This window comes from Robbsia betulipollinis (assembly GCF_026624755.1).
Taxonomy (GTDB): domain Bacteria; phylum Pseudomonadota; class Gammaproteobacteria; order Burkholderiales; family Burkholderiaceae; genus Robbsia; species Robbsia betulipollinis.
In genome coordinates this window covers 424,011-439,769 of sequence record NZ_JAPMXC010000010.1, presented here as the reverse complement: position 1 = coordinate 439,769, position 15,759 = coordinate 424,011, and the positions used below count along the sequence as shown (strand labels likewise).

Sequence of the window (15,759 nt, the reverse complement as noted above, 5' to 3'; positions counted from 1 at the left end):
GAGATAGCCTGCACCCGGCGCGGTCATGCGTCTTTCCGGAACCGTCTGGCGGCTTTCGGACACGGATCGCCTCGTGAACCAGACTCAACCGTCTCCTATCCTGCGGCGCCTGAATGCCGGGGATGCCGACGACTTTCGCAGGCTCCGTCCGGAAGGGCTACGCGCCCATCCCGAGGCATTCGGCGCATCGTGGGAAAAGGAAGGTGTGATGCACCGCGACCTTGCGTGACGACTCGCCGGTCTCACACCCGCAACAGGGGCAGCGTCGGGAACCGCTGATTCAGGACGCGTCGCGCGTCCACGCCCCACCAGTGGTCGAGGACGGTGGCGTAGAGCGAGCGGAAATCGACGCCTGTCGGCAGATTGCCGTTGCCATCCAGTTGGCTCAGCGCGGGAGGCATGCCGTAAAGACCGCCCGCCACCGCGCCGCCAGCCACGAAATGCGGTGCGACGGTGCCGTGATCGGTGCCGCGGCTGTCGTTTTCGCGCGCGCGCCGTCCGAACTCCGCATAGGTCATGACGAGGGTCGAATCCCACCGGTTCATTTCGACCAGCGCACCGCGCATCGCCGCCATGCCTTCGGCGAACTGGCGCAGCAAGGCTTCCTGCTGCCCCGGTTGATCGTGGTGGGTATCGAAACCGTTGAGGGTGATTTTGAGCACCGGAACGCCGGCGCTTGCGCCCGGCGGCTGTCCGGCGGCACCCTCATCGGTGGCGGCGACGACCTGCATCGCCGTTTTGACCGCGTTGCCGAACTGGCCGGCGGGAAAGCCCGTTTTCAGGATACGTTGCGCGCCGCTGGGGCGCAGTCGGTCCGCCGCCCGCGTGATGTCGCGCTGCACGTCGAGAATATGCGCCATCTCCGGGTTGTCGCCGTGCGTGTTCACCAGCCGCGTCAAATGCGCATCGCGCATGAACTGCGCCGGATTGACGAGCGCGATCGCGCGCGCGCCGTTGCCAAGCGGCCCCATCTCGGCGCTGCCGATCACCACCGCGTCGGCCGCGAAACCCGGTGGCACCGGCTGCTGCGCGAACGCGCGCGACAACCACCCGGCGCGCAGATACTCGTCCGCGGCCGAGGCGGTATCCCAGATTTCGATCGACCGGAAATGCGAAAGATTGGGGGAAGGATAGCTGACGCCCTGCACGATCGCGAGCTGTCGGTCCTCCCACAGCGGCAGCAAGGCGCGCATCGCCGGATGCAGTCCCGTGCGCTCGTCCAGCGAAATGACCGCGTCGCGGGCGATGCCGATGGTGGGACGCAGGCGCGCGTAGGCGGGATCGGCATACGGAATGACGGTGTTGAGGCCGTCATTGCCGCCCTTGAGCTCGATCAGAATCAGCAGACGGTCGTAACGCGGTGCCAGGCCGGCCCCTGTCGCCAGGGCCGTCCGCGCGGCCCAACCCGTCCCCGCCCAGCCCACACCCAGCGCCGCCGCGCACGTCAGAAGCACATCACGTCGTTTCATGGTCGAGATTCCTGAGTAAGCCAGGCGCGGCGCGCGCGGCGGCCGTCATTCGAGTTGATACACCGGGTCCGCCAGCAAGCCCTGCAGGAACGCGCTGCCGGTTCCGTCGTCCTCGACGGGTTCGATCGGATGGGTGGGCAGCACCGCGCGGATCATGCGCCGGCGTACCACCGCGTCGGGCACCGCCGTGGGCGACGCGCCATAGGCGGCGAGCCAGACGGCGGGATCGAAATGCAGCCCGCCCGTGCCGGCCATGGCCGCACGCGGCAGCGTCGGCCTGCCCGTACCCGAGGACCGAAACAGCAGCGCCACGAACCGCTCGCGCGCAAGCAGCGTCGAACTGTTGATCCAGGCCTGACCGCCCGGCCAGCCCTTGACGTTGGGCGGCTCGAACAGATCCTCGCCCAGCCCGCGGATCGTGTCGGCAAGCAACTGCGGGGTGTCGTAACGGACGTCGAACGCCCTGATCGTGCCGATCACGAAACTCACCGGCGAACGGGCCAGCGTGGCCTGCCCTTCCTGTGCCCAGAAATCGTCGGACAGGAAAATCGCGCGCAGAACGGTGCGGATGTCGTAGTGCGATGCCCGGAACCCATCGGCGATGCGCGCCACCTGCACCGGGTCCGGCGTATCGGAAATGAACTCCCGCCATAACTTCGCCGTGACGAAACGGGCCGTTTCGGGCCGGTCGAGCAGCACGTCGAGCATCTGGTCGCCGTCGAATGCGCCGGTACGCCCCAGCACGGTCTTGATGCCCGCGTCGTGCAGCGCAGGCTTCCAGACGTAACGTTGCTGCGCGTCGAGACTCCAGCCGGTGTAGGCGCGCGCGGATTCGGCCACGTCCTGCTGCGTGTAATGCCCTTCGCCCAGGGTGAACAATTCCATCACCTCGCGGGCGAAGTTTTCGTTCGGATGGCCCTTGCGGTTGCTGGCGCCGTCGAGATAACGCAGCATCGCCGGGTCGCGCGCGACGTCGTGCAGCATCGCGCCGAAATTGCCCAGCGCCTCGCGCCGCAACAGTGCGTTTTGCGCCAGCATGAGTTGCGGCCAGGGCACCTTGTCCTGACCGGAGACGAAATGGTTGTGCCAGAAAAGCGTCATGCGCTCCGTCAGCGGGGAGGGCGTGAGCGCCATCTCTCCCGCCCACCACGCACGTGCCTGGGCATAGCGCTGACCCCGCAGGCGCTGCTCGGCGCGACGTTGCTCGGGAGTATCGCGTTGTCTGTCCTGCGGAAGCGGCAACGAGGCAAACGCCCAGTCCGGCGGCGGCGTGAAGGCCGTGGTGCGGCCGGCCGCCAGCAACCGGTCGACGGCCTGGGCGCGTGTGAGGCCAATGTCGTTCGCGACTTCCTGACGGTCGGGGGCGAATCCGGTGCGCGTGAGCAGAAACCGCGTGTCGTCGCCGTTCATGATGCGGCCGTCATCGGTATTCGCCGCACGCGCGGCGTCGGCTCCGGTGCTCGCCCCCGCCGCCGCGCTCCCGCCGGAACGCGCCGCCTGGCCATCGGGCAAACTGCGTGCGGACGCCGTCGCGCACAGCGATGCGACGAGCAGGACCGCCAGGCCCGTCAGCATTCGCGGACGATGCAGACGGTGGCGTGAACGCCGGCACGCATGCAGGGATGCGACGATGTACAGGATGCCGGAAAACCGCTTGGAGATCGGAAGTCGCATGATGCCGGATCGGGGAATCGACATCTCATTAAACCGCTTCCCGCGTCATTCGTGGCGGCCTTCGTGTAACGGTTTGTGAGGAATGTTAAGATGGCGCCGCCCCAATGCGTGCGCGCGTGCGGCTTTCATCGTTCTTTCGCCTTACCCCCTCGGACCCACGACACCACGGAGAATGGGATGCATCCCGATGCTGCTCTCGCCCTTTTCGACGCCGCACCGGTTGCCGCCCTGCGTCACGATCTCGCCTTCGCGCTGCGCGCCGCCGCGCACCATGGGCTGGGCGAGGGGGTCTGCAATCATTTCAGCGTCGCGCTGCCCGACCATCCCGATCTTTTCCTGCTGAACCCGCGCGGTTTGATGTGGCACGAAGTGCGTGGCGACGACATCGTGCTGGTGGATGCGCACGGCGCGAAGCGCTACGGCCGTCATCCGGTCGAAAGCACGGCGATGTTCATCCATGCGGGCATCCATCGGCTCGCCGGCAAGGCCTGCGTGATGCATACCCATATGCCATACGCGACGGCGCTGACCCTGACGCGGCAGCGCGGACCCGACACGACGCTGTCGCAGAACGCGATGCGGTTTCACGGACGCATCGCGATCGATGACACCTACAACGGCCTGGCGCTCGATGCGGCCGAGGGCGAGCGCATCGCCCGCGCCATGCACGGTGCCGATATCGTTTTTCTGGGCAGCCATGGCGTGGTGGTCTGCGGCGATCGCCTCGATCACACCTACGACGATCTGTATTTTCTCGAGCGCGCGTGCGCCGCGGAAGTGCTGGCGCGCTCCACCGGCCTGGAAGTGCGGTCGAACCCGCCCGAACTCGCCGCGCGCGTCGCGGCCGAGATGCATGGCGAACGCCTGCAGGGCGAACTGTTCTTCGCGGCCCTGAAACGCACGCTGGGCGACGCCTGACCCCGGCCCTGTGCGGCGCCCCGCGCAGGGCGCCGACAGGCAAACCGGAGGCGCGCGCTCAGCGGCCGCCGGCCCCCGCCGGCCGCAACAAACCTTCGAGTTGGCGCAATGCCGCATCGTGCTCGTCGCGCAGCAGATCGACGAATTCGACGCTCAACCGGGTACGCGGCTGGTGCGGAGGGAACAGCAGATAGATCGGAAACAGGATCGACGGCCGGAATGGCCGGATCGCGATATCCGGGCCGGCGAAATCGCGCGCGACGATCGGATGCGACAACGTCATCCCCATCCCGCAGCGCACCATCTCGCAACAGATCGCCGTGTATTGCGCCTCGATCGCCAGCACCCGCTCCACTCCGGCACGCGCGAAGACGTCGTCCATCAACGCCCGCGTGCCGTCGCCGTTGCACAGCGACACGAAACGCTCGCCGGCGAAGTCCTGCGGCTTCAACCACGCGCGTTTCGCGAGCCGGTGCGTGGCCGGCAGCACGCAGACCGCGGGAGATTGCGCCAGCAGTTCGACGTCGCATGCCGACGTCTCGCTGGTGTACACCGCCAGCCCGAGATCGCAGAACTGCGACGCCGTCCAGTGGTTGACCGTCCCCGACGCGTTGACGTGCAGCGACACCGTCACCCCCGGGTGGGTATCCTGAAAACGCTTGATCGCGTGCGGCACCAGCGTCATCCCGGCCGACGGCATCGCCGCGATCCGCAGGCGGCCGCTGCCGAGGTTGCGGATCTGCTCGGCCGCCGACGCCAGCCCCTGCAGCCCCACGAAGGCCCGCTCCACTTCCCGGAAAAACGCGTTGCCCTCGCTGGTGGGAATCAGCCGCACGCCGCTGCGCTGAAACAGCAGCAAGCCGGTGTCGCGCTCGAGCTGCGTGATCAGGCGGCTGACGTTCGGCTGGGACGTGAACAACTCCCGCGCGGCCGCCGTCATCGATCCCGCCACCATCACCGCACGAAACGCTTCTATGTGTTTCAGATTCATCGCTGCCGTCTCTCGCTGGACCCCGCTGTTCAATCGGCGCACTTCGTCACCGCGGTTCCCACCCCCTGGTTCCAACCCATATCACTGCGGTATCGATTGCTATTTTATTCGTATTGGACGATATGCATCGCAAAAGCCACACTTTCCTCGAAAGCCCCACCCGTCCAACCCGAACCGGCATCGTCTGGAGAATTCCGTTCATGAAAGCATCTCGGCAGACCCGTCGCGCGTCATCCCTTGTGGGTTCCTCGCCGCGGTCATCGCCGCGGTCACCGCATACGGCGCTGCGTCCGCTGCTCGCCGCGCTTGCCTGCGCGGGCGCGCTGCTTGGGCCGACGTTTGCGCACGCCGAGGCGACGCTCTACGTGGCGAATGTCGGCGGGTCGAGCGAGCAGTTGTTCCGCCAGAAGATCATCCCGGTCTTCGAAAAGGCGCATGCCGTGAAGATCGTCTACGTCGCCGGCAATTCGAGCGATACGCTGGCGAAGCTCCAGGCGCAAAAGGGTCACGAACAGATCAACGTCGCGGTCATGGACGACGGTCCGATGTATCAGGCGATGCAGATGGGCCTGTGCGCGAAGGTCGACGAGGCGCCGGTGATGAAGGATCTGTATCCGCTGGCACGCCTGGGACCGACCGCCGTCGGCGTCGGCATGGTCGCGACCGGCATCGGCTACAACGCGGACGCCTTCAAGAAAATGGGTCTGCCCGCGCCCGACTCGTGGCAGGCGCTCGCGGACCCGCGCATCAAGGGCAAGCTCGGCATGCCGCCGATCACCAACACCTACGGCCTGCATGCGCTCGTGATGCTCGCACGCATGAACGGCGGCGGCGAGAAAAACATCGATCCGGGCTTCACGGCGATGACCAGGCAGGTGGCGCCGAACGTGCTGTCCTGGCCATCGACGCCGGGCGAGATGGACAGCCTGATGCAAAGCGGCGACGTGATCATCGCGCCGTACGGCAGCGGACGCGCCGTCGCGCTGCAGAACACCGGCTTTCCGCTGAAGTTCTTTTATCCAAAGGAAGGCGGCGTCGCGCTGCAGGTGGCCGCCTGCCCGGTGGTGGAGAACGCGCAACCGGCGCTGTCGCAGCAATTCATCCAGTATCTGCTGAGTCCGGAGGTCCAGGTGCTCGAAGCGCAGGCAAGCGGCCTGGGTCCGGTGAACAAGACCGTCAAGCTCCCGCCCGAGATCGCCGCGCGCGTGCCGTACGGCCCGGAACAGGTCGCCAAGTTGATCGGCGTCGACTGGACGACGATCAACCAGCACCGTCAGGAATGGACCGAGCGCTGGAACCGCACCGTCGAGCGGTGATCGCACGCATGATTTCGACGAAGCGAACCCGCTGAAGCAGTCCCGATGAAGCAGTCCCGATGAAGCAGTCCCGATGAGGCGACGCACATGACATTCCTGACACTCAAGGGAATCTCCAAGCGCTATGGCGACTTCACCGCCATCGAGCAGATCGACCTGGACGTCGAGCGCGGCGAGTTTCTGTCGCTGCTCGGGCCGTCCGGCTGCGGCAAGACCACCACCCTGCAGATGATCGCCGGCTTCGTCGCGCCCACGACCGGCCGCATCCTGCTCGACGGGCGCGACATCACGCAGGAACGGCCCGAGAAACGCGGCATGGGCGTGGTGTTCCAGAGCTATGCGCTGTTTCCGCACATGACGGTCGACGGCAACGTCGGGTTCGGTCTGGAAATGCAGAAGGTGAAACGCGCGCAGCGCGCCGATCGCGTCGCCGAGGCGCTCGATCTGGTGCGGCTGGGCGGCCTGGGCGGGCGCTATCCGAAGGAACTGTCGGGCGGCCAGCGCCAGCGCGTGGCGATCGCCCGGGCATTGGCGATGCGGCCCGAATTGCTGCTGCTCGACGAACCCATGTCGAACCTCGATGCGAAACTGCGCGAGGAGATGCATATCGAATTGCGCGCGATCCAGCGCCGCCTGGGCATCACCACGATCCTCGTCACCCACGACCAGGTGGAAGCGATGACCATGAGCGACCGCATCGCCGTGATGCACCGCGGCACGATCGCCCAGCTCAGCACGCCGTTCGAAGCCTACGAGCGGCCGCGCACGCCGTTCGCGTCGACCTTTCTCGGCAAGACCAACACGCTCGCCGGCACCGTGCTGCGCCGCAACGCGCGCTGCGCGGAAGTCACGCTCGATCACGAGGGGACGCTGCTGGCCGTGCCGCACGAAGGGCGCCGGGTGCAGGGTGCCGTCACCGTCTATATCCGCCCGGAGAAGGTGCACCTCGCGAACGACGCGAACAACGGACTCGCAGCACAGGCGGCACGCACCCGGGGGCGCATCGTCACCCGCGTCTTCGTCGGCAACCAGTGGCTACTGCAGGTCGACACCCCGCTGGGCGCCTTCGCGCTGGCGCGTCCCAACAATGGCGTGCCACCACCCGAGGAAGGCGATGTCGTCGGCATCCGCTGGGCGGACGACGATCTGCGCGTGCTGGAACGGGAGCCCGCTCATGGCCAGTCCTAGCACCCGCGCCAATCCCTCCCCCGGCCACAATACCGGTGCCGGTTCCGACGCCGATCGCGCCGGCGCCGCCCCCTGGCTGCTGTCGGCCCCGGCGCTGCTGCTGTTCTGCGCGCTCCTGCTCGTGCCCTTGCTGCTGACCGTGGTGCTGTCGTTTCATGTGTTCGACGGCAGCCAGGGCACCACGGCCGGCTTTACCCTGAAGCATTACGCGGCGGTTCTGACGGACCCCTATTACGCGACGATCTTCGCCCGAACCGCCGGTCTCGCGCTCGCGGTCACCGCATTGAGCGTCGTCCTCGGCGTGCCGGAAACGATCGTGCTGGCGCGCATGAAGCGCCCCTGGCAGTCGATCTGCCTGCTGATCGTACTCGGGCCGCTGTTGATCTCGGTGGTGGTGCGCACCCTGGGCTGGCAGATCCTGCTCGGCAACAACGGCGTGCTCAATGGCGCGTTGCAGGCATTGCACATCACGTCGGAACCGGTGCGGCTGGTCTTCACCATGACCGGCGTCGTGATCGCACTCACCCATGTGCTCGTGCCCTTCATGGTGATGTCGGTGTGGGCCACGCTGCAAAAGCTCGACCCGCAGGTCGAATGGGCGGGCATGTCGCTGGGCGGCTCGCCGTTGCGGGTGCTGTGGCGCGTCGTGCTGCCGCAGATCCTGCCGGGCGTGCTGTCCGGATCGATCATCGTCTTCGCGCTGTCGGCATCGGCCTTCGCCACCCCCGCGCTGATCGGCGGGCGCCGCCTGAAGGTGGTGGCTACCGCCGCCTACGACGAATTCCTCGGCACCCTGAACTGGCCGCTGGGCGCGACGATCGCGGTGCTGCTGCTGATCGCCAACGTCGCGATCGTCATGGGCTGCAGCCGGCTCGCCGAGCGCCGCTTCAAGCACATCTTCGAGTAAGCCATGCGACAGAACGGTTTCTGGGGCCTGCTCTACAACGCGCTGTTTCTCGCGTTCATCGCCGCGCCGCTCGTCGTCGTCATCGCCGTGTCCTTTACCGACAAGGGCTTCATCGCGATGCCGTTCGACGGCGCCTCGCTACGCTGGTTCCGCGCGATCCTGGACAATACCGAGATCGTCGACGCGTTCTGGCTGTCGATCCGACTCGCGCTGGTGGCGGCCACCGTCGGCGTACTGCTGGCGGTCCCCGCGGCGCTCGCGATCGCGCGCTACCGCTTTCCCGGGCGCGGCGCGCTGACGGGCTTCTTCCTCTCGCCGATGATGATCCCCGCGGTGGTGCTCGGCATCGCCTTCCTGCGCTTCCTGTCGCTGCTGGGGGTCAACGGCTCGTTCTGGTCCCTGACCGCGGCCCATGTCATCATCGTGTTCCCTTATGCATTGCGGCTGGTACTGTCGGCGGCGATCGGACTCGACCGCGACGCCGAACGCGCCGCGCTCTCGTGCGGCGCCTCGCGCTTCACCGCCTTCCGGCGCGTCGTGCTGCCGATGATCCGCACCGGCGTGGCCGGCGGCTGGGTGCTCGCCTTCATCCAGAGTTTCGATGAATTGACGATGACGATTTTCGTCGCGACGCCCGGCACGACCACCCTGCCGGTCGCGATGTACAACCAGATCGCGCAGACGATCGATCCGCTGGTCGCCTCGGTGTCCACCGTCATGATCGTCGGCACGGTCGTCCTGATGCTGGTTCTCGACCGCATGGTCGGACTGGACCGGATACTGATTGGAGAAACACGATGACAGGCAACGCAGGCGGCAGCGCCGACGTGCTGGTGCTCGGCGGCGGCCTGGTCGGCAGCGCCGTCGCCTACGGTCTCGCGCGACAGGGCGCGAAGGTGACGGCGCTGGACCAGGGCGACGGCGGTTTCCGCGCGTCGCGCGGCAACTTCGGGCTGGTCTGGATCCAGGGCAAGGGCTATGGCCTCTCGCCCTATGCGCGCTGGTCGCGCAGTTCCGCCGAACGCTGGCCGGGGCTGGCCGCGCATCTGCTCGAAGAGACCGGCGTCGACGTCGCGCTCAAGCAGCCCGGCGGCTTCTACCTGTGCTTCTCCGACGAGGAGATGGCGGACCGGGAATTGCGCCTGTCGACGCTGCAACGCGAACTCGGCGGCGATTACCCCTACGAACTGATGAACGCGAAGACGGTGCGCGAGCGCCTGCCGGCCATCGGCCCGGAAGTGGTGGGCGCGAGCTACACGCCCATGGACGGGCACGTCAACCCATTGAAGCTGCTGCGTGCGCTGCACGACGCGATGCAGCAGCGCGGCGTCACGCTCGTCAACAACGAGCATGTCGGGCGCATCGTCCCGGAGCGGAACGGTTTCGCCGTGCACGGCAAGCACGGCGTCTGGCGCGCGCCGCGCATCGTGCTGTCCGCGGGGCTCGGCAACCGGGAACTCGCGCCGCAGGTCGGCCTGCACGCGCCGGTCGCGCCGAACCGCGGCCAAGTGCTGGTCAGCGAGCGCGTCGCGCCCTTTTTGAACTATCCGACGATCAACGTCCGGCAGACCGACGAAGGCTCGGTGCAGTTCGGCGACTCGATGGAGGAAGCGGGCTTCGACGACTTCACCACCACCGACGTGCTGTCGGAGATCGCGCGCCGCGGCCTGCGCGCCTTTCCGCTGCTCAAGGACGTGCGCCTGGTACGCATGTGGGCGGCGCTGCGCGTCTACAGCCCGGACAGCTTTCCGATCTACGAACAATCGACACGGCACCCGGGGGCGTTCGTCGTCACCTGCCACAGCGGCGTGACGCTCGCCGCCGCGCACGCGATGCGCATCGCGCCGTGGGTGGTCGGGGGCGACATGCCCGACGAACTCGCCGCCTTCCCCGGTGGACGATTTCTGCAAAGTCCGTGAGACGGAACGATCGAGACGGAACGATCCAGGCGGCATGCCCGCAGCAAGACGATGTGCAGCAGGAAATTTTGCAGCAGAAAATTTTTGAGACAAGGTAATCGAGCCATGACCGCCAAACCGCTGTTCCAGGTGCTGACCGCCGTCAGTCCCGCTGCCGCCGACGCGAGCGCGCCCGCCTCCGGCGACGCGCATGCCGATGCACACGCTGTTCCGGACGCCGACATCACCCTCTGGTTCAACGACCAGCCCCTTGCCGTGCCGGGCGGCCGCTCGGTCGCCGCGGCGCTGCTCGCCGCGGGCGTGCGCCGGTTTCGCGCGACACCCGTTTCCGGGACGGCGCGCGCACCGTATTGCATGATGGGCGCCTGTTTCGAATGTCTGGTCGAGATCGACGGCGTGCCGAGCCGCCAAAGCTGTCTGGTCCCGGTCGTCGACGGCATGCGAATCCGCTCGCAGGAAGGCGCCAGCGACCTGCCCCCGTCCTTTCACGTGCCGGCAGCGGCACCGGAGCAACGCGATGCTGAGTGAAACGATCGATGTCGTCGTGATCGGCGCGGGCCCCGCGGGTCTGGCCGCCGCCACCCGTGCCGCGCGGGCCGGCCTGCGGGTGGTCGTGCTCGACGAACAGGACGCCGTGGGCGGCCAGATCTATCGCGCCATCGAGCGCAGCGGCCCACAGCGGCGCGCGATCCTCGGACCCGACTATGCCGCCGGTGCCGCGCTGGCCGAGGCATTCGCCAGCTCGGGTGCGCGGTATATTTCGCACGCCTCGGTCTGGCAGGTGACGCGGGAACGTTCGGTCCACTATCTCAAAGACGGCAAGGTGGCGAACTTCGACGCACAGCGGGTGATCCTCGCCACCGGCGCGCTGGAGCGGCCGTTTCCGATCCCGGGCTGGACGCTGCCGGGCGTGCTCACCGCCGGCGCCGCGCAGATCCTGCTGAAAAGCGCCGGCGAGGTGCCGGCCGAGCCGCCCGTGCTGGTGGGCTGCGGCCCGCTGCTCTATCTGCTCGGCTGGCAGTATGTGCGTGCCGGGGTGCCGATCCGCGCGCTGGTCGACACCACGCGGCACGAAGACCGCTGGCGGGCGAAACGGCATACGCTGTCCGCACTGCGCGCCTGGCCCTACCTGAGCAAGGGCCTGCGACTGATGCGCACATTGCGCGAGGCGGGCGTGCCGATGTATGAAGCCGCCGACGACCTGCGCATCGAAGGCGTGCGGGACGCCGACGGTGTCGAACACGCCGCCGCGCTGCGCTTCACGATCGGCGGCGCGGCCTACCGCCTCGCAGCGAACGTCATCCTGCTGCACCAGGGCGTCGTGCCGAACACGCAGTTCACGCTCTCGCTGCGCGCCCGGCACCGCTGGGACGACGCGCAACTGTGCTTCACGCCGGACACCGACGCCTGGGGCGAACTCGATACCGACGGCATCTTCGTCGCCGGCGACGGCGGCGGTATCGGCGGCGCGCAGGCCGCGGCGCTGCAGGGCGAGATCGCCGCGCTGGCGGTGGCCGCGCAACTCGGCGCGATCGATCCCGCCGCGCGCGACCGGCACGCCGCGCCGCTGCGCGCCGCGCTCGCGGGCGCGCTGCGCATCCGCCCCTTTCTCGACAGCCTGTATCGCCCGCGGCAGGAAAACCGCGTGCCGAAGGACGATGTGATCGTCTGCCGCTGCGAGGAAGTCACCGCCGGCCAGTTGCGCGAATATGTCCGGCTGGGCTGTCTCGGCCCGAACCAGGCGAAGTCCTTCGGCCGCTGCGGCATGGGCCCCTGTCAGGGCCGGATGTGCGGCCTGACCGTGACCGAAGTGATCGCGCAGGCGCGCGACGTGCCGCCCGCCGAAGTCGGGTACTACCGCATTCGGCCGCCGATCAAACCGCTGACGCTCGGGGAGCTCGCCGGTGAATAGGTCCGCGGCGCACGCCCGCCCGGATCGGGCCAACGACGCCGCCAGCGGCGGCGCCGCGAAAGCCGCGCATGGCACGGGCGCCGACGTCATCGTGATCGGCGGCGGCCTGCATGGCGCCAGCACCGCCTTCCATCTGGCGCAGCGCGGCGCGCGCGTCATCGTGCTGGAGGCGGACTATGTCGGACGTCATTCGTCCGGCGTCAATGCCGGTGGCGTGCGCACGCTTGGCCGTCCTCTTCCCGAAATTCCGCTCGCGCTGATGTCGCGCGAGATCTGGCATCGCATCGTCGAGACGATCGGTGACGACGCCGGCTTCGTGCCGTCCGGGCAGATGAAGATCGCCGAGAGCGACGCCGAACTCGCCGAATGCCAGGCGCGGGTCGACCTGCTCCAGACGCACGGTTTCACGCACGAGAAGATCATCGACCGCAAGACCGTGCTGGCGCTCGAACCGGCGATCGCCCCGCACGTCACCGGGGCGATCTGGGTCGAGGACGACGGCTACGCGTTGCCGTTTCGGGCCACCGCCGCATTTCGCCGGGCCGCGCAGGCGCGCGGCGCGGTGTTCCACGAAGGTACGCCCGTTACGCGGATCGAACAAAGCGGCGCGCGCTGGTTCGCGCAGACGCCGGCGGGCCGCCTCGACGCGCAGCATCTGGTGGTGACCGCCGGCGCATGGGCCGGCGAACTGGCCGCGCAGGTGGGCGAGCCGGTGCCGATGCATCCCGAAGGCCTGATGCTGATGGTCACGCACCGGGCCGCCCCGTTCTGCCGCGCCACGCTGGGCGCCACCGGCCGGCCGCTGTCGTTCAAACAGTTCGACAACGGCACGGTGGTGATCGGCGGCAAGCTGATCGGCATCGCCGACCTGCCCGCGCGTCATGGCGAAGTCGACTTCGCGCGTCTGGTCAAAAGCGCGAACACGGTGGTCGACCTGTTTCCGCATCTGCGGCATCTGGGCATCAACCGCGCGTGGGCCGGCGTCGAGGCCTTCATCGACGATGGCCTGCCCGTCATCTCGAAAAGCCGTCGCGCCGCGAACCTGACCTATTCCTTCGGTTATTGCGGCAGTGGCTTCCAGCTCGGTCCGGGCTGCGGCAAACTCGTCTCCGAACTGGTGCTGGACGGCCAGGCATCGTTGCCGCTGGACGCCTTCGCGATCGACCGTTTTCCGGTGCCGGCCTGACGGCCGGCGCTTTCTGGCGACGGACCGATGCGTCCCGGTGCCGTCCGCCGCCCCCACCGGCGCCAGCTGGCCGGTTCATTCTTTCTTTTTTCTACGGAGCAACACCCATGAGCGACATCATCCGCATCGACAGCAACCAGCGCATGAGCCGCGTCGTCAAGGCCGCCGGCCTGGTCTTCGTCGGCGGCCAGACCGCGGGCGACCGCACGCTGGACGTCAAGGGCCAGACCGAGCAGGTGCTGGCCAAGATCGACGGCTTCCTCGCGCAGGCCGGCATCGACAAGACCCGTCTGGTCTCCGCGCAGATCTGGCTGGCCGACATCGCGCGCGATTTCGCCGGCATGAACGAAGTCTGGGACGCGTGGGTCGCGCCCGGCTGCGCCCCGACCCGCGCCACGGTCCAGTCGGCGCTCGCCGCGCCGGATCTGCTGGTGGAGATCACGGTGACGGCGCTGGGTTGAGCCATACGCGCACCGCGGCCTCACCGTTCGACATTCTCTGATAATGTTTTGGGTTGAAAAGCACGCGTCATCGGGCCGACTCGACGCGCGGCGCTGGCGACATCCCCGGAAACCTCGCGGGACCGACATTTAAGAGAATGGACAGAATATGACCCATACCAGCGACGAAGCGCTTTCGAAAGGCGGCAAGGCACCCGGGGTCGAGCATGTCGCGCCAGCGGACGTCCTGACGCCGGCCGATCGCTATCAGGAGTTGTTCGTCGCCGTGCAGGGCGGCCGCGTGTTCGGGGACAGCAAGACGTTCGTCGACTGCATCCCGTTGCGCGACCCCGCCGAGATACTGGAGCGCTATCGTGCCGGGAAAGATCAGGCCGATTTCGATTTGAAAACGTTCGTCGCGGATCATTTCGTGCACGAACAGGTCGTCCACAGCCATTACGTATCCGACCCGAACCAGACGATGGTCGCGCATATCGATGGTCTGTGGCCCGTGCTGACACGCGACCCGTCGCAACATCCGAAGCAGGGCTCGTTGCTGCCGCTACCTTACGAATACGTCGTCCCCGGCGGCCGATTCGGGGAGATGTATTACTGGGACTCGTATTTCACGATGCTCGGTCTCGCCGAGAGCGACCGCCCCCATCTGCTGCGCGCGATGGCCGACAATTTCGCTTTCCTGATCGACACCTACGGGCATGTTCCCAATGGCAACCGCAGTTATTATCTGAGCCGGTCGCAACCGCCCGTGTTCGCGCTGATGATCGATTTTTTCGAACAACAGGGTATCGAACACGCGCTCCGGTATCTTCCGCAATTGAAGCGCGAGCACGCGTTCTGGATGGACGGCGCGGAAACGATCCATCCCGGCGGCGCCTGCCGGCACGTCGTTCGACTGCCGGATGGCGCCTATCTGAACCGCTATTGGGACGACCGCGACACGCCTCGCGAGGAAGGTTATCTGGAAGATGTCGAGACCGCGCGGCGTTCGTCGCGTCCGGCCGGCGACGTCTATCGCGATTTGCGCGCCGGTGCCGCTTCCGGTTGGGATTTCAGTTCGCGATGGCTGGGGGACCCGAACGATTTGTCGACGATCCGCACGACGGCGATTCTGCCGGTCGATCTGAACAGCTTTCTCTACAAGCTGGAAACGCAGATAGAACGCCTCAGCGATGCCGGTGGCGACACCGCCACCGCCGCACTGTTTCGTCAAAAAGCCGCGGCGCGCCAGGCTGCGGTCGACCGCTATCTGTGGAGCGAGGCGCTGGGTGCCTATGTCGACTTCGATTTCGGCACCAACGAACAAGCCAGGATCGTGACCGCGGCCACGGCCACGCCGTTGTACGTCGCGATGGCGAATCCGCAGCAGGCGCAGCGCGTCGCCGACGCGCTCGCGTCCCGCCTGCTGGCAGCGGGTGGACTGATGACCACGGAACAGGCCAGCCCGCAGCAATGGGATCGCGCGAACGGCTGGGCGCCGCTGCAGTGGATCGCCATCACGGGACTGTGGCGGTATGGGCAGCAGGCGCTTTCCCGGGATATCGCGCACCGCTGGCTGGACACCGTCAGCGCCGTCTATGGCCGTGAAAGCAAGCTCGTCGAGAAATACGCGCTCGACACCGGCAACGCTTCCGCCGTGACAGGCGGCGGCGGTGGCGAGTACCCCTTGCAGGATGGCTTCGGCTGGACCAATGGCGTGACGCGCAAACTACTGCACGATCATCCGACGCACCGCGCCCACCAGCAGCGGGCGGGAAAGGATGCACCGGTTTCCTGATTGGGCCGCGGCGCCGGCGCGTTCATGGCCGCCGGGCCGCCGCG

At 67.5% G+C, this 15,759-nt stretch carries 15 protein-coding genes; 12 read left to right on the top strand and 3 right to left on the bottom strand.

Going from position 1 to position 15,759, the window contains the following annotated elements; translation table 11 throughout:
- Positions 1–73 precede the first annotated feature (73 nt).
- The gene (locus tag OVY01_RS19730; protein ID WP_267849282.1) at positions 74–229 is read left to right on the top strand and encodes a hypothetical protein; all 156 of its coding nucleotides are present in this window, start codon (positions 74–76) and stop codon (positions 227–229) included.
- 13 nt (positions 230–242) lie between these two features.
- Here the strand turns inward: OVY01_RS19730 and OVY01_RS19725 are convergent, their stop codons facing one another.
- Both OVY01_RS19725 and OVY01_RS19720 read right to left on the bottom strand, forming a co-directional pair.
- On the bottom strand, positions 243–1,469 hold the full coding sequence (locus tag OVY01_RS19725; protein WP_267849281.1) for a DUF1501 domain-containing protein: 1,227 nt from the start codon (positions 1,467–1,469) through the stop codon (positions 243–245).
- A 45-nt stretch (positions 1,470–1,514) separates the two neighbouring features.
- Positions 1,515–2,879: a DUF1800 domain-containing protein gene (locus OVY01_RS19720; RefSeq protein ID WP_267849543.1), complete on the bottom strand. Its 1,365-nt coding sequence runs from the start codon at positions 2,877–2,879 to the stop codon at positions 1,515–1,517.
- A gap of 441 nt (positions 2,880–3,320) precedes the next feature.
- Here OVY01_RS19720 and OVY01_RS19715 point away from each other — a divergent pair, with 441 nt between their 5' ends.
- Complete coding sequence (locus OVY01_RS19715) at positions 3,321–4,061, top strand: aldolase (protein ID WP_267849280.1); 741 nt, start codon at positions 3,321–3,323, stop codon at positions 4,059–4,061.
- A gap of 58 nt (positions 4,062–4,119) precedes the next feature.
- Here OVY01_RS19715 and OVY01_RS19710 read toward each other — a convergent pair whose 3' ends face one another.
- Positions 4,120–5,052, bottom strand: coding sequence for a LysR substrate-binding domain-containing protein (locus OVY01_RS19710; RefSeq protein ID WP_267849279.1), 933 nt, complete (start codon positions 5,050–5,052; stop codon positions 4,120–4,122).
- A gap of 200 nt (positions 5,053–5,252) precedes the next feature.
- Here OVY01_RS19710 and OVY01_RS19705 point away from each other — a divergent pair, with 200 nt between their 5' ends.
- The 10 genes from OVY01_RS19705 (at position 5,253) to treF (ending at position 15,715) form a co-directional block, all read left to right on the top strand.
- Positions 5,253–6,368, top strand: a complete 1,116-nt coding sequence (locus OVY01_RS19705; protein ID WP_267849278.1) for an ABC transporter substrate-binding protein — start codon at positions 5,253–5,255, stop codon at positions 6,366–6,368.
- Between the two features lie 87 nt (positions 6,369–6,455).
- Positions 6,456–7,556 (top strand): ABC transporter ATP-binding protein, encoded by a 1,101-nt coding sequence (locus OVY01_RS19700; RefSeq protein ID WP_267849277.1) that lies wholly within the window; start codon positions 6,456–6,458, stop codon positions 7,554–7,556.
- Entirely contained in the window at positions 7,543–8,463 is a 921-nt protein-coding gene (locus OVY01_RS19695) for an ABC transporter permease (protein ID WP_267849276.1), read from the top strand. The genes OVY01_RS19700 and OVY01_RS19695 overlap by 14 nt, the downstream gene beginning before the upstream one ends.
- 3 nt (positions 8,464–8,466) lie before the next feature.
- Entirely contained in the window at positions 8,467–9,264 is a 798-nt protein-coding gene (locus tag OVY01_RS19690; protein WP_267849275.1) for an ABC transporter permease, read from the top strand.
- The gene (locus OVY01_RS19685; RefSeq protein ID WP_267849274.1) at positions 9,261–10,382 is read left to right on the top strand and encodes an NAD(P)/FAD-dependent oxidoreductase; all 1,122 of its coding nucleotides are present in this window, start codon (positions 9,261–9,263) and stop codon (positions 10,380–10,382) included. Before OVY01_RS19690 ends, OVY01_RS19685 begins: the two co-directional genes overlap by 4 nt.
- Positions 10,383–10,487: 105 nt before the next feature.
- Positions 10,488–10,910: a (2Fe-2S)-binding protein gene (locus OVY01_RS19680; protein WP_267849273.1), complete on the top strand. Its 423-nt coding sequence runs from the start codon at positions 10,488–10,490 to the stop codon at positions 10,908–10,910.
- A complete protein-coding gene (locus OVY01_RS19675) occupies positions 10,900–12,294 on the top strand; it encodes an FAD/NAD(P)-dependent oxidoreductase (RefSeq protein ID WP_267849272.1) in 1,395 nt (464 codons plus the stop codon). Before OVY01_RS19680 ends, OVY01_RS19675 begins: the two co-directional genes overlap by 11 nt.
- Positions 12,295–12,382: 88 nt before the next feature.
- Positions 12,383–13,480, top strand: a complete 1,098-nt coding sequence (locus OVY01_RS19670; protein WP_267849542.1) for an NAD(P)/FAD-dependent oxidoreductase — start codon at positions 12,383–12,385, stop codon at positions 13,478–13,480.
- A gap of 107 nt (positions 13,481–13,587) precedes the next feature.
- A complete protein-coding gene (locus OVY01_RS19665; protein ID WP_267849271.1) occupies positions 13,588–13,941 on the top strand; it encodes a RidA family protein in 354 nt (117 codons plus the stop codon).
- Positions 13,942–14,089: 148 nt separating this feature from the next.
- Positions 14,090–15,715, top strand: a complete 1,626-nt coding sequence (gene treF / locus OVY01_RS19660) for an alpha,alpha-trehalase TreF (RefSeq protein ID WP_267849270.1) — start codon at positions 14,090–14,092, stop codon at positions 15,713–15,715.
- The last annotated feature ends 44 nt before the right edge of the window (positions 15,716–15,759 follow it).